We start from the raw sequence: 16744 nt of genomic DNA on the forward strand, positions 1-16744 counted from the left end.
TTTAGTGCCAGGCGGAAGAAAAGGTAGACTGACGGCAGAAAACATTATGATGATGCTGAATGCAGGCCTGATGCCCGCGTCATTCTGAGAACAAGCGGTGAGTTGAGATGAGTAAAAAAGAGAAACTGAGCGTGGAGGACCAGGCGCTGTTTCGCGGGCTGATGACCGGAACGCGCAAGCTGGCGCAGGACACCATCGTTCATAAACCGCCGCGTAAAAAAGTCAGCGAAGTGCCGCAAAAACGCCTGCTGTCCGAGCAGATGGATGCCAGCCACTACTTTTCCGATGAATTCCAGCCGCTGCTGGCCAATGAAGGCCCGGTGCGCTACGTGCGTGCCGACGTCAGCCACTACGAGCTGAAGAAGCTGCGGCGCGGCGACTATACACCGGAAATTTTTCTCGACCTGCACGGGTTAACCCAGCAGCAGGCCAAGCAGGAGCTCGGTGCGCTGATTGCCGCCTGTCGGCGCGAGCATATTTTTTGCGCCAGCGTAATGCACGGGCACGGCAAACATATTCTGAAGCAGCAGACGCCGCTGTGGCTGGCTCAGCATCCGTGGGTCACGGCGTTTCATCAGGCGCCAAAGCTGTTCGGTGGCGATGCGGCCCTGCTGGTGCTGATTGAAGTTGAAGAGTGGGCGCCGCCGGAACTGCCCTAAAAAGCATCAGAATTGATTGCGGACGCAGCGCTGGCGCAAGAGATGAACAGGCAGGAGTGCAATATGGGCCGACCGCAGAACGAGGTCGACCCGGAGCCTGATCTAGATAGCTTTGGCGAGTTTGGCTGGAGAAACCTGCCACTCAAGTTTGCCCTGGGCGCTGTCAGGATCGAAATCCACGCAGGCAATGGCGGAGGTGGAAAACATCGGCGGCGCTTCCTGCGGGCAGAGCTCGGCAACCAGATACCCCACCAGCGGCAGGTGCGAAATCACCAGCGCCGATTTCACGCCCTTGTTAGCCAGAACCTGCAGATAGCACGCCACCTGAGCGGGATCGCCGCCGGGCGTCAGTTCAGGCAGGACCTCTTCACCTGACGGCAGGTTCAGCGCTTCACGCACCGTATTCAGAGTCTGCCTTGCCCGCAGGTAAGGACTGACCAGCACGCGTTCAATATCCACAGACTGACCGTTAAGCCAGGCCGCCATTTGACGGGACTCATCACAGCCGCAGTGGGTCAGAGGTCTTACTGAATCACTGGCTGCATCCAGAGCCGCATCACCGTGACGCATTATAAAAACTTGCATATAGCACCGCTGTTGTTAAACAAAAACGCCGGAGGTACAACGCCACCGACTCTTCATTCAGAGAATGAACGGTGTGTTGTACCTAATGCCTTTAGTATAGTCAACCGATTGTTTACTTAGTGAGCGACCGGTATAACACCCCGACAGAGCAACCTACTTTCTGGTCAGAATTAACTCGCTGAATCGCCGCCGCTATCCAGCGTAACATCCGGTCCGTAGAAGGTTTTCTGTTCTTCCATCATTTTTTTCAACCCTTCACAGGGCGCGAAGCGCGGACCAAATCGCTGCGCCAGCTGCTCAAGGGTAGCGACAACCTGAGCAATTCCTATCCGGTCCATATAGCGGAACGGACCGCCGAGGAACGGTGGGAAGCCAATACCGAATACCGCGCCGATATCCCCATCCCGCGGGCTGCGAACGACCCGTTCGTCCAGGGCGCGGGCGGCCTCGTTAAGCATCATCATCACACAACGGGTGGCAACATCTTGTGCGCTAAGACAAGGTTTTGGCGTCAGCCTCAGCAGACGGTAGATTTCAGCGTCAGCCTTTTTCTTCGTGCCCGGGCGCTTACCGTAAAGATAAAAGCCGCGCCCGTTTTTACGCCCCTTGCGGTTATCATTAAGTACCGCGTCCAGTTCTTCAGGCAGCGCGAAGCGTTCCCCCCAGGCCTTTTCCAGCACCGGCATAATATGCGTGCCGACATCAATGCCCACCTCGTCCAGCAGCTGCACCGGCCCGACCGGGAAACCAAACCGGACCAGCGCATCGTCGATCGCTTCGATTGGTTCACCGGCAAGCAGGCAGTGCATCGCTTCAATAACGTAAGGCGCGAGGATACGGTTGACGTAAAAACCGGCTTTATCCGCGACCACAATCGCCGTTTTTCCCTGTTTCTTCGCCAGCGCTACCGCCGTTGCCACGGTCACATCGCCGGTGCCCGCATGCGGGATCACTTCGACCAGCGGCATTTTTTCCGGCGGGCTGAAGTAGTGCAGGCCGATCACGTTTTCCGGGCGCTGCGCGTGGGCAGCGATATCGGCAATCGGCAGCGAAGAGGTGTTGGAAGCAAAAATCGTCCGGGGTCCACAGTGGGCCTCGACTTCCGCCACCATTTTTTGCTTGAGCGCCAGGTCTTCGAACACGGCTTCAATAATCACCTCCCGCTGGCTGAAGCCCTGATAGTCGGTGCCGCCGGTAATCAGCGCCATTTGCTGCTGTCTGCCAGACTCCGTCAGGTGCCGGCGCTTAACCGCTTTGCTTAATACCTGCCAGCTGGTTTTCAGCGCGTGGTTTATCCCCTGCACATTGACATCCTTGATGCGCACCGGCAGCCCGGCGCGGGTGGCGGTCACGCAGGCGATACCGCCGCCCATCAGCCCACCGCCCAGTACGCCAATGCTGCGCAGCGCAAGCGGTTCCTGCCCTGCTCCCGGATCTTTCTTTAGCGCGGTAGTGGCAAAAAACAGCCCGCGCAGCGCGGCAGACTCCGGCGTCATCGCCAGCTCGCCAAAAGCACGAGCTTCCGCCTCGTAGCCGCTGCCGGTGCCCTGCTCCAGACCCTGGCGCACCACCGTCAGGATTTTATCCACCGCGGGATAGTTGCCGTGGGTCTTTGCCTGAGCGCGGCGTTTTGCCAGGGTAAACAGCAGCGCCCTGCCCGCCGGGCCGGTCAGCAGACGCTCGCGCAGCGGCAGCGGTTTTCTTACCTCGCGGGCTTTCAGCACCGTCTTTACCGCCGTTTCAAGCAGGATAGCGTGCGGAACGGCTTCATCCACCAGGCCGCACTTCAACGCCTGCCGCGCGCGCAGGGTTTTCCCGCTCAGGATCATATCCAGCGCCACCGAGGCACCGATCAGCCTTGGCAGCCGCTGCGTACCGCCGGATCCCGGCAGTAATCCCAGCTGAACCTCGGGCAGCCCCAGGCGGGTTTTATCATCAAGGGTGCAGACGCGGTGATGACAGGCCAGCGCCAGTTCAAGGCCGCCTCCGAGACACGCGCCGTGGATCGCCGCCACCACCGGCACCGGTAAAGCCGCGATTTCGGCCATCACTTTCTGCCCCTGCCGCGCCAGCTTTTCCGCCTGCTGCGCGCTGTCACAGGCGGCGATCATCGCGATGTCCGCACCGGCAATAAACGAGTCAGCCTTACCGGAGACGATGACCAGACCGGCCAGTTGAGGATTGGCGCAGGCGCGCTGCAGCACGCTGCGGATCTCGCCGGCAAATTCTGCCTTAAGGGTGTTCATCTTCTCGCCCGGGACGTCGATGGTGATCACCCCGACGTTATCCAGCCGCATCGTCAGGGTAAATGCAGATATCTGTTCCATTATTCCGCCTCCAGAACCATTGCCGCGCCAAGACCACCCGCCGCACAGGCGGTCACCAGCCCCAGACCGCCGCCGCGACGACGCAGCTCGTTCAGCGTCTGGGTAATCATCCGCGCCCCGGTCGCCGCAAACGGGTGGCCGTAGGCGATGGAACCGCCCAGCACGTTGAATATCTCCTGATTAACCTCGCCCAGCGCGTGCGGACGATTCAGCACCTCGCGGGCAAAACGCTCGTCGGCGAACATTTTAAGGTTGGCGAGGGTCTGCGCAGCAAACGCCTCATGCATGTCGATCAGCGTCAAATCGCTGAGGGTAATGCCCGCCCGCTCCAGCGCCAGCGGTGAAGACCACGCCGGACCGAGCAGCATATCCTCACGCACGCCAATCGCGGTAAAGGCATAGCTGCGCAGATAGCCCAGCGGGGTAATGCCGAGTTCGCGGGCGCGGGATTCGGTCATCAGGATCACCGCCGCCGCGCCGTCGGTGAGCGGCGTGCTGTTGGCGGCGGTCACCGTACCGTGGCGGCGATCGAACGCCGGTCGCAGGCGCGCATAGTCTTCCGGCTTTGAGTCAGGGCGAACGTTATTGTCCTGCTCCAGCGCGGCGCGCCACGGCGGCACAAAAGCGGTCATCACCTCCTGATTCAGCAGACCCTGCTGCCAGGCACGGGCCGCGCGCTGATGGGAGCGATGCGCCAGCGCGTCCTGCTGCTCGCGGCTGATGCCGTGACTTTTTGCCATCTGTTCGGCGGTATCCCCCATTCGCAGCCCGGTGGAGTACTCAGCGACTGCCGGCGGCACCGGGAGAAGATCGCGCGGGCGAAGCTGGCTGAACAGTTTAAGTTTTTGCGACAGGGTACGCGCCTTGTTGAGATCCACCAGCGTTCTTGCCAGCTTGCGGCTGACGCCAATCGGCAGTACCGAGGACGAGTCCGCGCCGCCGGCAATCCCCGCCTGAATGCTGCCCGCCATCAGGCTTTCCGCCACGTTCGCCACCGCCTGAAAACTGGTGGCGCAGGCGCGGCTGACGCTGTACGCATCGGTATGGACGCTCAACCCGCTGGCCAGCACGATTTCCCTGGCAATGTTCGGCGCTTCCGGCATCTGCACCACCTGACCGAATACCAGCTGTTCAATCACCTCGGCGGGAATTTCACTGCGGGCCAGCAGTTCGCTGACCACCATTCTTCCCAGCTCCAGCGCAGGGATGCCGTGGAAGGCCGTTGCCTGCTTAGCGAAGGGCGTGCGCAGTCCGTGAGTAATGGCGATACGGTCGCCCTGGCGCGTCAGCAAAGGTAGCGCTTTGCTCATGGTTATCACCTGTTTAGTGTCGAAGGACGGCATCACTGCCAAAGAGGTCTGACCTCCTCAGTGTTAACCAGAATAAGACGGGGCGCTACGACGGGAAGAAAAAAATGCGAGAGAAAACACGGTTTATGGGGAGCATGGCACTCCCCACAGCCTGTCAGCACGGACGGGCAGGAAGATTAGCGCAAACCAAGCTGGAAGATCAGCGTTTCGGCCTGGCAACAGAAGGTAAAGCTGCAGTCGAGCACCACCCCTTCCGGCGTTTCGGTCAATGCACTCTCAATTACGCAGGGATCGGACTCAACCTCACGCGCTTTCGCCGACAGCGACGCAAGCATCGCTTCAGCTTCGCTACGGCTGGTGAAAGTACGGCTGTAGGTCGCCGTACAGTCGGTGTTATCCATTACGGTGCCCACATCGACGCAGCAACAGGCTGCCGTTTCGCTGGCACTGCAGCGGTTAATCGCATCGGTCATTTCATCCTCCGGCTTGCCGCTACAGGAGAGCGGCGGGTTAATTTAAGACTAAATCCATTTTACGCCTGACGCTTTTCTGGCTCCAGCAGGTGCGCGAAATGAGGCCGTTAAGTGATGAAAATCACACTAATATTTGATCCACCGCAATCTGAAGCGATGTGCGAAATTTCAGCCTGTAAGTTTTTGTTAGGCAGATCTCTTTTCTTGCATCATTTTGGAAATAAGTCGAAAACATTATTGCAACATCTGTACAGGTCGGACCTATACTTGGGCCACTGGTCTGATTTGTTGCCCGTCAGTCAGTCCCTACAATCCGCGATCCCTTGTTACTTCAGGTAACAGAGTTTAATAAAATCTAATGAGGTTGTGGTTATGAACCATAAAAACCTGTTTACGAAATCTACACTTGCCGTGGCAGTGGCCCTTGTTTCTTCAAATGTGTTTGCGGCTGGCTTTCAGCTGAATGAATTTTCCTCTATTGGTTTAGGCCGTGCTTACTCCGGCGAAGGTGCGATGGGCGATACCGCCGCGTCCGCCAGCCGTAACCCTGCAACCATGGCGCTGATGGATCGCCCGATGTTCTCCGTCGGCGCAGTATTTATCGATCCCGGCGTTGATATTGACGGCCAGTCGGCCAGCGGCAACAGTCTGGATGCCAGCAATATCGCTCCTACCGCCTGGGTGCCGAACATTCACTATGTGCAGCCGCTGAACGACCAGTGGTGGTTGGGGGCCAGTGTCACCTCTAACTACGGCCTGGCGACCGAGTTCAACGACAGCTATACCGCCGGGCCTTACGCCGGTAAAACCGATCTGACCACCATGAACTTCAACCTCAGCACCGCCTACCGCCTGAACCAGCACTTCAGCTTCGGGGTGGGGTTTGATGCGGTTTATGCGCGTGCCAAAATTGAACGCTACGCCGGTGAATCCCTCGGTTCGCTGGGGATCCCGGCCAATACCCAGATCGCGCATCTGAAAGGTGACGAATGGGGCTACGGCTGGAACGCCGGTATTCTGTATGAAGTGGATGACAATAACCGCTTCGGCCTGACCTACCGTTCAGAAGTGAAAATCGATTTCGACGGTGACTACCGCAGCAGCCTCCCCAGCGCGATTAACCCGCTGAACCAGGCGCTGGGCCTTGGCCTGCCGTTTGGAACCGATGGTAATACCATTCCGGGTGCGCTGACGCTGAACCTGCCGGAAATGTGGGAAGTGTCCGGCTTCCACAAAGTGGCACCGAAGTGGGCCGTACACTACAGCCTGGCGTACACCAGCTGGAGCCAGTTCCAGGAGCTGAAAGCCACCGGCACCAGCGGCCAGCAGCTGTTCTACAAGGATGAGAGCTTTAAAGATGCTTACCGCATCGCGCTGGGTACCACCTATTATCATGACGATCACTGGACGTTCCGTACCGGTATCGCCTTTGATGACAGCCCGGTTCCGGCACAGACCCGCTCTATTTCCATCCCTGACCAGGACCGTCTGTGGCTGAGCGCCGGTACATCCTATGCCTTCAACGAAGATGCCTCGGTTGACGTCGGCGTTTCCTATATGCACGGCCAGCACGTCACGGTGAAAGAAGGCCCCTATACCTTTAACTCCACCGGTAAAGCCTGGCTGTATGGCGCCAGCTTTAACTATAAGTTCTGATTTTTTCAGTACAAAAAAGGCCCGCCGGGAAACCAGCGGGCCTTTTTATTGTGCTTCACGAAACGATTATTTAGCGCAAAAAACTAGGGGGAATCGATATCGTTAAGTTCGTCTTTGATCGCTGCCGCGTTCGGGTTTTCCTGCGGGATCAGCTTGCCGTCGCTGGCAAGGAAATCGTGATGCTGGAAGTAGGCTGAACGCATAAAGGCGTAAGGATCTTTCGAATTGCTCAGGATGGAGTCGGAATCCAGCAGCTGCGCACGGGTTTCGATACCTTCCAGCGCCCACTTACCGGCGGACATCCACCACGTCAGCCAGGCTAACGGCGGATAGAGATCGTCTACAATGCCACCGACATCTTCACGCGGCGTAAAGCTGCCGTAGCCCGGCACCACCACATACGTACCGTAACCCACGCCGTAATGGCCCAGCGTGCTGCCGAAGGCACGCGGTTCTTCCTTGGCCAGTTTCGGGTTCGCCATTGAAGCAACGTCAATTAAACCGCCCATACCCAGCAGGGTGTTCAGGAAGAAGCGGTTGAAGTGAATCATCGCCTTGTAGGGATTTCCCTCAACGAAGTAGTTCACCATTGAGGCAGGTTCATCAAGGTTGCTGAAGAAATTACCCAGGCCGGTTCGCGCCGGTACCGGCACGTAGTCACGCCACGCTACGGCAACGGGCCGAAGGACATACGGATCCAGCACGTTGTAGTTAAAGTTGAACATTGACCGGTTGAAGCCTTCCAGCGGATCGGAACGTCCCTGAGGATCATCGGCGTTCTTAGAGCTGGCGCAGCCCACCATCATTACGCTTGCCAGCACTAAGCCCGTCAGGCGATAGTTCATTTTTTTCTCCCTGTACTGGTTTATGGATTATCGCCTGCCACCTGCTGGTCGATTGTGACCGCAAGCTGCTGTTGACCGTTGAATGGCGTAACCTCGCTCAGTCCGAACCAGTCACCGGGCTGAGGATTGGCGCTGCCGTCGCGCGAAATTCTTACGCGAACCCGCACCTGATGCAGCGCTGAGAGCAAGCGCCCGGGCATCATTGCGTTACTGTCATCCAGCGTGAGCGATAGAGGAAAATGGCTCAGCGGCAACTGTTTCACCGCAACGGGAACTGGAGTGGTTCCGTCAGAAACAGAAATATACAACACTCCACCTTCCGGTAACATTTTTTCTGCCCCTGATGACAGATTTATCTTAACCCTCAGATAGCTGTTTTGCTGGCCCGACGCGCTTCTGGCCTGTTCGATACTGCGGCGAATGACCTCAACACGCGCGTCCGTGGCCGGTAACAGTATCAACATCTTATCCCAGGCTTCGATAGCCGCGGGGTAATCCTGCTGGCTAACCGCATTAAATGCCAATAAACCCAGCAGGCGGAGGTTGTTGCCGTCGTGCTGCAGCATATCATGCAGCATGACCGTCGCCTGGCGGTTATCCTGCGGATCGCCGGAGCGGGTCAGTACTTCGGCATAGCTCAGCCGGACTTCCGCATTTTCCGGGGCCAGGTTCAGGGCACGTTCAAAAGACGGCGTGGCGATGGCGGCATTATTCAGCACCATCCCCAGCCGCCCTAGCATCATCCAGTCATTCAGATTATGCGGTTCCTGCAGCAGTTCGCTGCGGATCCCGAGGGCCAGCTGAGCCAGCTGGTCCCTGCTCAACGGTGCGGCCTGTGGGTCCATCACCTGCCTGCGCAGCGCGGGCAGATCGTTTTTCACCTGCTGCCAGGCCAGCACCTGCGACAGTCCGCCGGTTTTCAGATAAAACCCCACGCTGATAATCACCAGCAGCACGCCGCCCGGCAGCAGAACCCAGCGACTTAGCGGCCGCGTCAGGGCTAACCCCGCTGCCCGCCTTTCTGCATCCGGCTTTGGCTCACCCACGTCGTCAACCTGGGTTCCAGCCCCGTATTGACTGGCGTCTTCAGCTGCGCCTGAACGCTGCCTGCCGCGCAGCACAATAATCAGCGCGCCCATCACAACAAATAACGCCGGGCCAGCCCACAGGATCAGCGTGGAGAGCTGCAGCGGGGGTTGATAGGAGACAAAATTGCCGTAGCGGTCGATCATCCACGCCTTAATCTGCTCCGGGGTTTGCCCCTGGCGCAGCAGCTCGTAGACTTTGAGCCGCATGTCCGCCGCAATCATCGAGTTCGAATCAGCGATGCTGTTGTTCTGGCATTTTGGACAGCGCAGCGACTCGGTCAGGTGGCGGTACTGCTGCTCCTGGCTGAGCGAGTCAAACTGCCAGGTATCGATGCTGTCCGCCTGCGCAATGGCGCTAAACAGCATCAGTACCAGCGCAATGAAAAAATGCTTCACCGGCTCCCCTCCCGGCTGTACTGCTGCCAGAGCGGCATCAGCTCATCCCGCCACACCTGAGCGTTCATATCTCCCGCATGGCGGTAGCGGATAATGCCCCTGCCATCAATCAAAAACGTTTCCGGTGCGCCGTACACGCCCAGATCCAGCCCGAGCATGCCGTCACCGTCATACAGGCTCAGGGTGTAGGGATTTCCCAGCGTATTCAGCCAGTTCACCGCCTTACGGCGATCGTCTTTATAGTTTAACCCCACCACACGCACTCCCTGCGTTGCCAGCGTATTCAAATACTGATGCTCGGCCCGGCAGGTCGGACACCAGGTTGCCCAGACGTTCAGCAGGATCGGCTGACCGGTCAGCAACACCGACCTGTCGTACACTTTCCCCGGCTGTTCCAGAGACTCCAGCCGGAACTGCGGGACCGGCTTGCCCACCAGCGCGGATTCCAGACGGGTGGGATCGTCACCGTTGGCGTTGCGGCCAAGCTGCCACAGCAGCGTTGCCGCCAGCAGCAGGAACAGGCACAGTGGAATAAATAACAGCTTCCTGTTCATCGCTGCCCCACCGTTTTTTTGCGCGAACGATAGCGCGGATCCAGCAGGCAAAGCACCCCACCGGCGGCCATCATCAGGCCGCCAAACCAGATCCAGCGCACAAAGGGTTTGTAGTAAATCCGCACCGCCCAGGCATTTCCTTCCAGCTCTTCCCCCAGCGCGGCGTACAAATCGCGGGTGAAGCCGCCATCAATTGCGGCCTCCGTCATCATGGTGCGGGCAACGCTGTAGTAACGTTTCTCCGCATACAGCGTCGCCTCATGTTGACCGTTGCGGGTAACATCGATAATGCCCACGCCGCCAGAGTAATTCGGCCCCTGCAGGTTGTGTAGCGCGCGGAATGTGAAGTGATAATTATGGATATCCACCGAGTCCCCGGCCTTCATCCGGACGTCGCGCTCCACGCTGTAGTTCTGGCTGAACGCAATACCAATCACCGTTACCGCCACGCCGAGATGGCCGAGAACCATCCCCCAGTGGCTGCGTGACAGGTGCAACAGGCCCCGCAGGAAACCGTGACGGTAGGCAGCACGCTCGTGCAGCTCCATCAGCGTCAGAATAATTACCCAGATCGCCATCAGCAGACCGACCACGGTCATCGCCTCAATACGATCCTGCATCAGCCACGGCAGCAGAACAGACAGCAGGAAGGTCGCCAGCGCGGCAACGCTCAGCCGTTTCCACAGCGTTCGCGGATTATCCCGCCGCCAGCGCACCAGCGGCCCGATGCCCAGCATCAGCGCCACCGGAGCCATCAGCCAGCTAAACAGCAGATTAAAGAACGGCTCACCGATGGAAATACTCCCCAGCCCCAGCTGCTTATGCACCAGCGGCAGCATGGTGCCCAGCAGCACCACCAGCATGGCGGCGATGAGCAGCACGTTGTTGCCCAGCAGGAATGATTCGCGCGACCAGACCTCATTCTGCACTCTGCCGCGCACCCGCCCGCCCCTGAGGGCATACAGCAGCAGCGATCCGCCGATAGCAATGACCAGGAAGGCGAGGATAAACATGCCGCGTGCCGGATCGGAGGCGAATGAGTGAACCGAAATCAGCACGCCAGAACGGACCAGGAAGGTGCCCAGCAGGCTGAGTGAAAAGGCCGTAATCGCCAGCAGGACCGTCCAGGCCTTAAACGCCCCGCGTTTTTCGGTCACCGCCAGCGAGTGCAGCAGTGCCGTTCCGGCCAGCCACGGCATCAGCGAGGCGTTTTCAACCGGATCCCAGAACCACCAGCCTCCCCAGCCCAGCTCGTAATAAGCCCACGCCGAGCCCAGTACAATACCGACGGTCAGAAAGACCCAGGCGGCAATGGTCCAGGGGCGCGACCAGCGTGCCCACGCCGCATCCAGCCGACCGGCCAGCAGCGAAGCAATCGCAAAGGCAAAGGCCACGGAGAAGCCCACGTAGCCCATATACAGCAGCGGCGGATGGAAGATCAGCCCGATATCCTGCAGCATCGGGTTAAGGTCGTTGCCGTCGATCGGCAGATCCGGCAGCGTGCGGATAAACGGATTGGAGGTCAGGGTGATGAACAGCAGAAAAGCCAGGTTGATCATGCCCATCACCGCCAGCACGCGGGCGACAGCCTCCTGCGGCATGCTGCGGCTGAACAGGGCGACCGCCAGCGTCCAGCCGCTGAGCAGCAGCACCCACAGCAGCAGCGACCCTTCGTGCGCTCCCCAGGTTGCCGCCACGCGGTACCAGACCGGCAGCAGGCTGTTGGAGTTCGCGGCCACGTAGGCCACGCTGAAGTCGTTGACCACAAAGGCATGCACCAGAATCATAAAGGCGCCGGTAACGCAGCCGAACAGCGCGTAAGCCAGCGGCCGCGCCAGCGCCATCAGACGGGTATCCTTACGGGCAACGCCCCACAGCGGATAAATAACCAGCAGCAGGGAGACGCCCAGCGCCAGGCACAGCAGGAAACTGCCTGCTTCGGGGATCATGGCTGACCTCCCGGCTGCGCATCGGAGGAAGCCGGGCGGTGATTTTTCCTCATCGCATCACTGATTTCCGGCGGGGTATACTTTTCATCGTGCTTCGCCAGCACCTCTTTCGCCTGCACATGATGGCTGTCCTGCAGCACGCCCTGTGCCACCACGCCCTGCCCCTCCCGGAACAGATCCGGCAGAATGCCCTCATAGCTGACGGTAATCACTCCGCTGTTGTCATACAGCTGGAACGAGACCTTCAGCGTGTGGGGATCGCGCTTGACGCTGCCCGGCATCACCATGCCGCCAACCCGCAGACGCTGGCCCGGTTCAGGTTTAATCCGCGCTTCGCCTTTGCCAGCGATAATTTCACTGGGGGTATAGAACAGATCGATATTGGCGCGCAGCGCGTACATCACCAGCGCCGTGGCGATGCCAAGCCCCGCGAGCACCACCATCGTCAGGATCAGGCGGTTTTTACGGCGTGGATTCATAATTGCTCCCCCGTTGATGCGGAGCCATTTTTGTTGAGCCTGGCCGCGCGAACACGCTGTTCTCGCGCTGCACGCTGACGGATCCCCGCCAGCAAACGCTGGCGCTGTATGACGGTATCCAGCAGCAGCATAATCAGGGCCAGCAGCGTGCAGCCCACCGCCAGCCAGACATAGCTGGCATAGCCGCCCATCGCGAAGAAGTCCTGCCCGCTGGAGAATGCCGGAGTCATAGCCTGCGCCCCCCTTTCATCGCCATCTCCACCACCCAGGGCCGATGGCTTTCGCTCAGCAGCAGCAGGTTGCGCAGGCGCATCAGCGTGAGGGTAATAAAGACCAGCAGCAGGCCGAGAATTGACCAGCGCAGCGGGGTGCGCATGCTGGGATCGATAGCCTGCTGCATCACGCCGGAAGATCCCTGATGCAGCGTGTTCCACCATTCCACCGAGTAGTGAATAATCGGCAGATTGACTACGCCGACGAGGATCAGGATCCCGGCCGCACGCCCGCCGATACGGCGATCGTCAAACGCGCGCCGGAGGGCGATCGCGCCCATATACAGGAACAGCAGCACCAGCTCCGAGGTGAGCCGCGCATCCCAGATCCACCAGGTGCCCCACATCGGTTTTCCCCACGCCGCGCCGGTTATCAGAGCGATAAAAGCGTAAACGGCACCGATCGGGGCCATCGCCGCAGCGGCGAGATCGGCCGTTTTCCACTGCCACACCACGCCTGTCAACGCCGCAACGGCCATGGCCGCGTAGATCCCCATCGACCACATCGCGGCGGGTACATGGATATAAATAATGCGATAGCTGTCGCCCTGCTGGTAGTCCGCCGGGGCAAAGCCGAATCCCCATGCCCATCCCAGCAGCAGCGTCAGCGTACCGGCGACCGCAAACCAGGGAACAAAACGGCCGCAGATTTGATACAGCCGCTCCGGCTTGCTAAGTTGATGAATCCTTTTCAACATATTTAACCTGCTAATAATAATAGAAAATTATTTCCACTCTTCGATCCGGACACGCCGCACCGTTGCTTAATTTGCTTCCTGCTACTGCACACTAACCCTTAGTGCGGCAGCCGTAGCAAACGGAGCCAGAGCAAAGCTGGCAGCCAGCAACGCGCCCAGGATCGCCAGATAACCGCCAATCGGCAGCCCCTGACCGGCGGCATCCATCGCGCTACTGGCAAAAATCAGTACCGGGATCGCCAGCGGCAATACCAGCAGGCTTAACAGCACGCCGCCGCGCCGTAGCCCGACGGTCAGCCCCACGCCGATAGCCCCGAGGAAGCTTAGCGTTGGCGTGCCCAACAGCAGGGTTAAAGCCATTGCGCGCCAGCTGGCAAAATCCAGCGACAGCAGCAGCGCCGCCAGCGGGGAAAGCAGCAGCAGCGGCAGTCCGGTCACCACCCAGTGTGCGGCCACCTTGCCCAGCACGGTCAGCGTCAGCGGCGCGGGCATCAGTAACAGCTGCTCCAGCGAGCCATCGATAAAATCATCACGGAACAGCCGCTCCAGCGCCAGCAGTGAGGATAACAGCGCGGCTACCCAGACGATGCCCGGCGCAATCCGCGCCAGCAGCTGCGGTTCCGGCCCGATACCCAGCGGAAACAGGGTGACCACGATTAAAAAGAACCACAGCGGATTCATCACCTCCGAGCCGCTGCGGAACGCAATCCGCAGCTCGCGCCTCAGTACGCGCCAGAACATCAGCGAACCTCCGTGGCGCTCAGCCTGACGGCGCTGATTCGCGGCAGGCCGGAGGGCAACGGCTGATGGGTCGTGAGGATCAGCGCGCCGCCCTCTGCCGTATGGCGGGTAAAAAGTGACATCAGCGTCGCCGTGCCGGATCGATCGATCGCCGTCAGCGGCTCGTCGAGGATCCACAGCCGCGCCCGGGTCAGCCACAGCCGCGCCAGCGCCACGCGTCGCTGCTGGCCGGCCGACAGCTGGGCGACCGGCACCTCTTCGTCACCGGCGAGATCGACCTGCTCCAGCGCCTGCCACAGCATCGCCTCTGGACAATCGCTATGGTAGAAACTGAGATTTTCCAGCGGGGTTAACAGCGCCTTCACCCCCGGCTGATGGCCGAGGTACAGCAGGCTGGCGTGGTAAGCTTCCCGCTGCCGATCAATGCTTTGCTGCTGCCAGAGTACGTCCCCTTCCTCTGCCCGGCTCAGCCCGGCCAGAATGCGCAGCAGTGAAGTTTTCCCCGCCCCGTTGGCTCCTTCAATCTGCACGAGTTCTCCTGCGGCCACGGTAAAACTCAGGCCGCGAAACAGCGTCCGGTTATCACGAATACAGGTCAGGTTTCTGGCAGACAGCATGGGAAATTCACACATTAAAAACAGGGCGATGGATCATATCACAGGCGTTGCGGCAGCCGAAAAGCGCGCAAACAAAATATCCACACTAACCTCAGGTTATTTCACTATTACCACCTTCATTTCCCAGCAAAAACGTCGCAGTTAAAGCTTTGTTACTCTTCTGATTGCACCGCATCGTACTTTTCCCTGCCCCCCCTTTATCACCCGGGAGCAGGACAAATGAAAAACTCCGCTACGCTTAACAGGATATGACCATGCCTCCGGGGGAATGATGAGCGACAAGCAAAACGATAATAACGCTGAAAACGAAGTTGAAAGCGAAGAGAGTGAACAGGGAAAAGAGATTGAAGTGGATGAGGAAGTGCTGCCCTCACGCGCCGCTGCGGTCCACGAGCAGATACGTCAGGAGGGAGAAAAAGAGCTGGAGCGCGACGGTCTGGCACTGCTGTTTTCGGCCATCGCCGCCGGGATTTCGATGGGTGCTTCGCTGATGGCGAAAGGGATTTTCCAGGTCAATCTGCACGAGGTGCCGGGTGGTTTTCTGCTGGAGAACCTCGGCTACACCTTCGGTTTTATTATCGTGATCATGGCCCGCCAGCAGCTGTTTACCGAAAATACCGTCACGGCCGTGCTGCCGGTAATGCATAAACCCACCGCGGGCAACGGGCTGCTGCTGCTGCGACTGTGGAGCCTGGTGCTGCTGGGTAATCTGATCGGCACCGCGCTGGCTTCGCTGGCCTTTATCCATATGCCTATTTTTGACGAGGCGACCCGCGGTGCGTTTGTCAGTATCAGCCAGAAAGTGATGGAAAATCCGGCGGATGAGATGTTTGCCAACGCCGTGGTGTCCGGCTGGATTATCGCCACCATGGTCTGGATGTTCCCGTCCGCCGGTGCCGCCAAAATCTGGGTGATTATTCTGATGACCTGGCTGGTTGCGCTGGGCGATCTGGCCCATATCGTGGTCGGCTCCGTCGAGATCTTCTACCTGGTGTTCAACGGCAATATTCCGTGGCAGCAGTTTATCTGGCCGTTTGCCCTGCCGACTCTGGCCGGCAATATCATCGGCGGCACCTTTATTTTTGCCCTGCTCAGCCACGCGCAAATACGCAACGATATGCGTAACAAAGCCAAAGCCGAGGCGGAAGCAAAGGCGAAGCGCGAGAAGGAAAAACAGCGTAAACACGCGGCGGATTGATGGTTAAATGCGCAGTCAGTTCGGTAAGTAGTTAATCTGCGGCAGGAATTGCGCTATACTCCCGCCGCTGTCTCCTTAGTTAAATGGATATAACGAGCCCCTCCTAAGGGCTAGTTGCAGGTTCGATTCCTGCAGGGGACACCATTATCAGTTCTTCTCCCGCCGTAACCGTTCGCCATCCTCCTGAAAGCAGATCGTCGCCTTCCGTCATGTTCCCGACATATCCCGGCCCTACACTCACGCCATCCGCGATGTGAGAAAAGCAAATGAACTCCTTAAAACTGGCAGAAACCTGGATCGACCCGAGCGTGCGTATGCGCGAGTGCGTAACTGGAAGGCAGTGCGAGGTGCTGGCAAACAGCCAGATGGAGTACAGCACGCTGGGTGATTTTTCCTACGTAGGGGAATATTGCAGCGTGGCGGATGCCTCGATTGGCAAGTTCGTCGCGATTGCCAACAGCGTGCGTATTGGTGCACCGAACCATCCGATGGAACGTCCGTCGCAGCATCGCATCACCTATTGCCCGGAATACTATTCGGCCAGCGCGGTACGCGACGCCGGCTTCTTCAGCCGCCGTCGGGACGACAAGGTGATTATCGGCCACGACGTCTGGATCGGCCATGCGGCAATCGTGCTGCCCGGCGTTACCATCGGCGACGGCGCGGTGATTGCCGCCGGGGCGGTAGTCAGTAAAAACGTCGAGCCTTACACCATCGTCGGCGGCGTGCCGGCCAAAACTATTCGGCCGCGATTTTCGCCGCAGACAGGCCACAGACTTCAGCAAATTGCCTGGTGGGACTGGCCACTGGAAACAATTATCGAGCGTCTTGCCGATTTCCAGGATGCGGACGTTGAGGCGTTTTGCGACAGGTGGGAGTGAAAACGACCGTAACGCC

At 59.1% G+C, this 16744-nt stretch carries 17 protein-coding genes and 1 tRNA gene; 5 read left to right on the top strand and 13 right to left on the bottom strand.

Translation table 11 applies throughout. The annotated features are described in order from the left end of the window. Positions 1-107: 107 nt before the first annotated feature. Positions 108-659, top strand: coding sequence for an endonuclease SmrB (gene smrB, locus PGH32_RS11765; RefSeq protein WP_314420877.1), 552 nt, complete (start codon positions 108-110; stop codon positions 657-659). Positions 660-761: 102 nt separating this feature from the next. On the opposite strand, the gene sixA is transcribed toward smrB, so the two are convergent. The 4 genes from sixA to PGH32_RS11785 form a co-directional block, all read right to left on the bottom strand. Then, positions 762-1244 (bottom strand): phosphohistidine phosphatase SixA, encoded by a 483-nt coding sequence (gene sixA / locus PGH32_RS11770; protein ID WP_314420879.1) that lies wholly within the window; start codon positions 1242-1244, stop codon positions 762-764. Positions 1245-1414: 170 nt separating this feature from the next. Continuing rightward, positions 1415-3571 (bottom strand): fatty acid oxidation complex subunit alpha FadJ, encoded by a 2157-nt coding sequence (gene fadJ, locus PGH32_RS11775; RefSeq protein ID WP_314420880.1) that lies wholly within the window; start codon positions 3569-3571, stop codon positions 1415-1417. Next, positions 3571-4881, bottom strand: a complete 1311-nt coding sequence (gene fadI, locus PGH32_RS11780) for an acetyl-CoA C-acyltransferase FadI (protein WP_337894109.1) — start codon at positions 4879-4881, stop codon at positions 3571-3573. Before fadI ends, fadJ begins: the two co-directional genes overlap by 1 nt. Before the next feature lie 176 nt (positions 4882-5057). Continuing rightward, entirely contained in the window at positions 5058-5354 is a 297-nt protein-coding gene (locus tag PGH32_RS11785) for a YfcZ/YiiS family protein (protein WP_314420884.1), read from the bottom strand. Positions 5355-5726: 372 nt separating this feature from the next. Between PGH32_RS11785 and fadL the strand changes: the two genes are divergently transcribed. Then, positions 5727-7010 (top strand): long-chain fatty acid transporter FadL, encoded by a 1284-nt coding sequence (gene fadL, locus PGH32_RS11790; protein ID WP_314420886.1) that lies wholly within the window; start codon positions 5727-5729, stop codon positions 7008-7010. 83 nt (positions 7011-7093) lie between these two features. Here the strand turns inward: fadL and mlaA are convergent, their stop codons facing one another. The 9 genes from mlaA to ccmA form a co-directional block, all read right to left on the bottom strand. Next, on the bottom strand, positions 7094-7855 hold the full coding sequence (gene mlaA / locus PGH32_RS11795) for a phospholipid-binding lipoprotein MlaA (protein ID WP_314420888.1): 762 nt from the start codon (positions 7853-7855) through the stop codon (positions 7094-7096). A gap of 20 nt (positions 7856-7875) precedes the next feature. Further along, positions 7876-9309: a cytochrome c-type biogenesis protein CcmH gene (locus PGH32_RS11800; protein ID WP_443112774.1), complete on the bottom strand. Its 1434-nt coding sequence runs from the start codon at positions 9307-9309 to the stop codon at positions 7876-7878. A gap of 26 nt (positions 9310-9335) precedes the next feature. Continuing rightward, complete coding sequence (locus PGH32_RS11805; protein WP_314420890.1) at positions 9336-9893, bottom strand: DsbE family thiol:disulfide interchange protein; 558 nt, start codon at positions 9891-9893, stop codon at positions 9336-9338. Next, positions 9890-11842 (bottom strand): heme lyase CcmF/NrfE family subunit, encoded by a 1953-nt coding sequence (locus PGH32_RS11810; RefSeq protein ID WP_337894111.1) that lies wholly within the window; start codon positions 11840-11842, stop codon positions 9890-9892. The genes PGH32_RS11805 and PGH32_RS11810 overlap by 4 nt, the downstream gene beginning before the upstream one ends. Continuing rightward, positions 11839-12321: a cytochrome c maturation protein CcmE gene (gene ccmE, locus PGH32_RS11815; protein ID WP_337894112.1), complete on the bottom strand. Its 483-nt coding sequence runs from the start codon at positions 12319-12321 to the stop codon at positions 11839-11841. Before ccmE ends, PGH32_RS11810 begins: the two co-directional genes overlap by 4 nt. Continuing rightward, a complete protein-coding gene (gene ccmD / locus PGH32_RS11820; protein ID WP_337894113.1) occupies positions 12318-12551 on the bottom strand; it encodes a heme exporter protein CcmD in 234 nt (77 codons plus the stop codon). Before ccmD ends, ccmE begins: the two co-directional genes overlap by 4 nt. Next, positions 12548-13291 (bottom strand): heme ABC transporter permease, encoded by a 744-nt coding sequence (locus PGH32_RS11825; protein ID WP_337894114.1) that lies wholly within the window; start codon positions 13289-13291, stop codon positions 12548-12550. The genes ccmD and PGH32_RS11825 overlap by 4 nt, the downstream gene beginning before the upstream one ends. A gap of 81 nt (positions 13292-13372) precedes the next feature. Next, positions 13373-14032: a heme exporter protein CcmB gene (gene ccmB / locus PGH32_RS11830; protein ID WP_337894115.1), complete on the bottom strand. Its 660-nt coding sequence runs from the start codon at positions 14030-14032 to the stop codon at positions 13373-13375. Continuing rightward, positions 14032-14649, bottom strand: coding sequence for a cytochrome c biogenesis heme-transporting ATPase CcmA (gene ccmA / locus PGH32_RS11835; protein ID WP_337894116.1), 618 nt, complete (start codon positions 14647-14649; stop codon positions 14032-14034). Before ccmA ends, ccmB begins: the two co-directional genes overlap by 1 nt. A 271-nt stretch (positions 14650-14920) precedes the next feature. Between ccmA and PGH32_RS11840 the strand changes: the two genes are divergently transcribed. The 3 genes from PGH32_RS11840 to PGH32_RS11850 all read left to right on the top strand — a co-directional run bounded on the left by PGH32_RS11840 (position 14921) and on the right by PGH32_RS11850 (position 16728). Continuing rightward, on the top strand, positions 14921-15847 hold the full coding sequence (locus PGH32_RS11840) for a formate/nitrite transporter family protein (protein WP_314420899.1): 927 nt from the start codon (positions 14921-14923) through the stop codon (positions 15845-15847). Between the two features lie 69 nt (positions 15848-15916). Then, positions 15917-15991 (top strand) — tRNA-Arg (locus PGH32_RS11845). Between the two features lie 122 nt (positions 15992-16113). Next, positions 16114-16728 carry a DapH/DapD/GlmU-related protein gene (locus tag PGH32_RS11850; RefSeq protein ID WP_337894117.1) on the top strand — a complete coding sequence of 205 codons (615 nt, stop codon included), beginning with the start codon at positions 16114-16116 and terminating at the stop codon, positions 16726-16728. The last annotated feature ends 16 nt before the right edge of the window (positions 16729-16744 follow it).

The organism is Erwinia sp. SLM-02, assembly GCF_037450285.1.
Classification (GTDB): Bacteria; Pseudomonadota; Gammaproteobacteria; order Enterobacterales; family Enterobacteriaceae; genus Erwinia.

What these genes read in the sequence shown, in the direction of transcription:
- PGH32_RS11825 (WP_337894114.1), bottom strand. Translation starts at nt 13,291, where the DNA reads ATGTTGAAAAGGATTCATCAACTTAGCAAGCCGGAGCGGCTGTATCAA.
- sixA (WP_314420879.1), bottom strand. Translation starts at nt 1,244, where the DNA reads ATGCAAGTTTTTATAATGCGTCACGGTGATGCGGCTCTGGATGCAGCC.
- PGH32_RS11840 (WP_314420899.1), top strand. Translation starts at nt 14,921, where the DNA reads ATGAGCGACAAGCAAAACGATAATAACGCTGAAAACGAAGTTGAAAGC.
- smrB (WP_314420877.1), top strand. Translation starts at nt 108, where the DNA reads ATGAGTAAAAAAGAGAAACTGAGCGTGGAGGACCAGGCGCTGTTTCGC.
- ccmA (WP_337894116.1), bottom strand. Translation starts at nt 14,649, where the DNA reads ATGCTGTCTGCCAGAAACCTGACCTGTATTCGTGATAACCGGACGCTG.
- ccmB (WP_337894115.1), bottom strand. Translation starts at nt 14,032, where the DNA reads ATGTTCTGGCGCGTACTGAGGCGCGAGCTGCGGATTGCGTTCCGCAGC.
- mlaA (WP_314420888.1), bottom strand. Translation starts at nt 7,855, where the DNA reads ATGAACTATCGCCTGACGGGCTTAGTGCTGGCAAGCGTAATGATGGTG.
- PGH32_RS11805 (WP_314420890.1), bottom strand. Translation starts at nt 9,893, where the DNA reads ATGAACAGGAAGCTGTTATTTATTCCACTGTGCCTGTTCCTGCTGCTG.
- PGH32_RS11850 (WP_337894117.1), top strand. Translation starts at nt 16,114, where the DNA reads ATGAACTCCTTAAAACTGGCAGAAACCTGGATCGACCCGAGCGTGCGT.
- fadJ (WP_314420880.1), bottom strand. Translation starts at nt 3,571, where the DNA reads ATGGAACAGATATCTGCATTTACCCTGACGATGCGGCTGGATAACGTC.
- fadI (WP_337894109.1), bottom strand. Translation starts at nt 4,881, where the DNA reads ATGAGCAAAGCGCTACCTTTGCTGACGCGCCAGGGCGACCGTATCGCC.
- PGH32_RS11785 (WP_314420884.1), bottom strand. Translation starts at nt 5,354, where the DNA reads ATGACCGATGCGATTAACCGCTGCAGTGCCAGCGAAACGGCAGCCTGT.
- PGH32_RS11810 (WP_337894111.1), bottom strand. Translation starts at nt 11,842, where the DNA reads ATGATCCCCGAAGCAGGCAGTTTCCTGCTGTGCCTGGCGCTGGGCGTC.
- ccmD (WP_337894113.1), bottom strand. Translation starts at nt 12,551, where the DNA reads ATGACTCCGGCATTCTCCAGCGGGCAGGACTTCTTCGCGATGGGCGGC.
- ccmE (WP_337894112.1), bottom strand. Translation starts at nt 12,321, where the DNA reads ATGAATCCACGCCGTAAAAACCGCCTGATCCTGACGATGGTGGTGCTC.
- PGH32_RS11800 (WP_443112774.1), bottom strand. Translation starts at nt 9,309, where the DNA reads ATGCTGTTTAGCGCCATTGCGCAGGCGGACAGCATCGATACCTGGCAG.
- fadL (WP_314420886.1), top strand. Translation starts at nt 5,727, where the DNA reads ATGAACCATAAAAACCTGTTTACGAAATCTACACTTGCCGTGGCAGTG.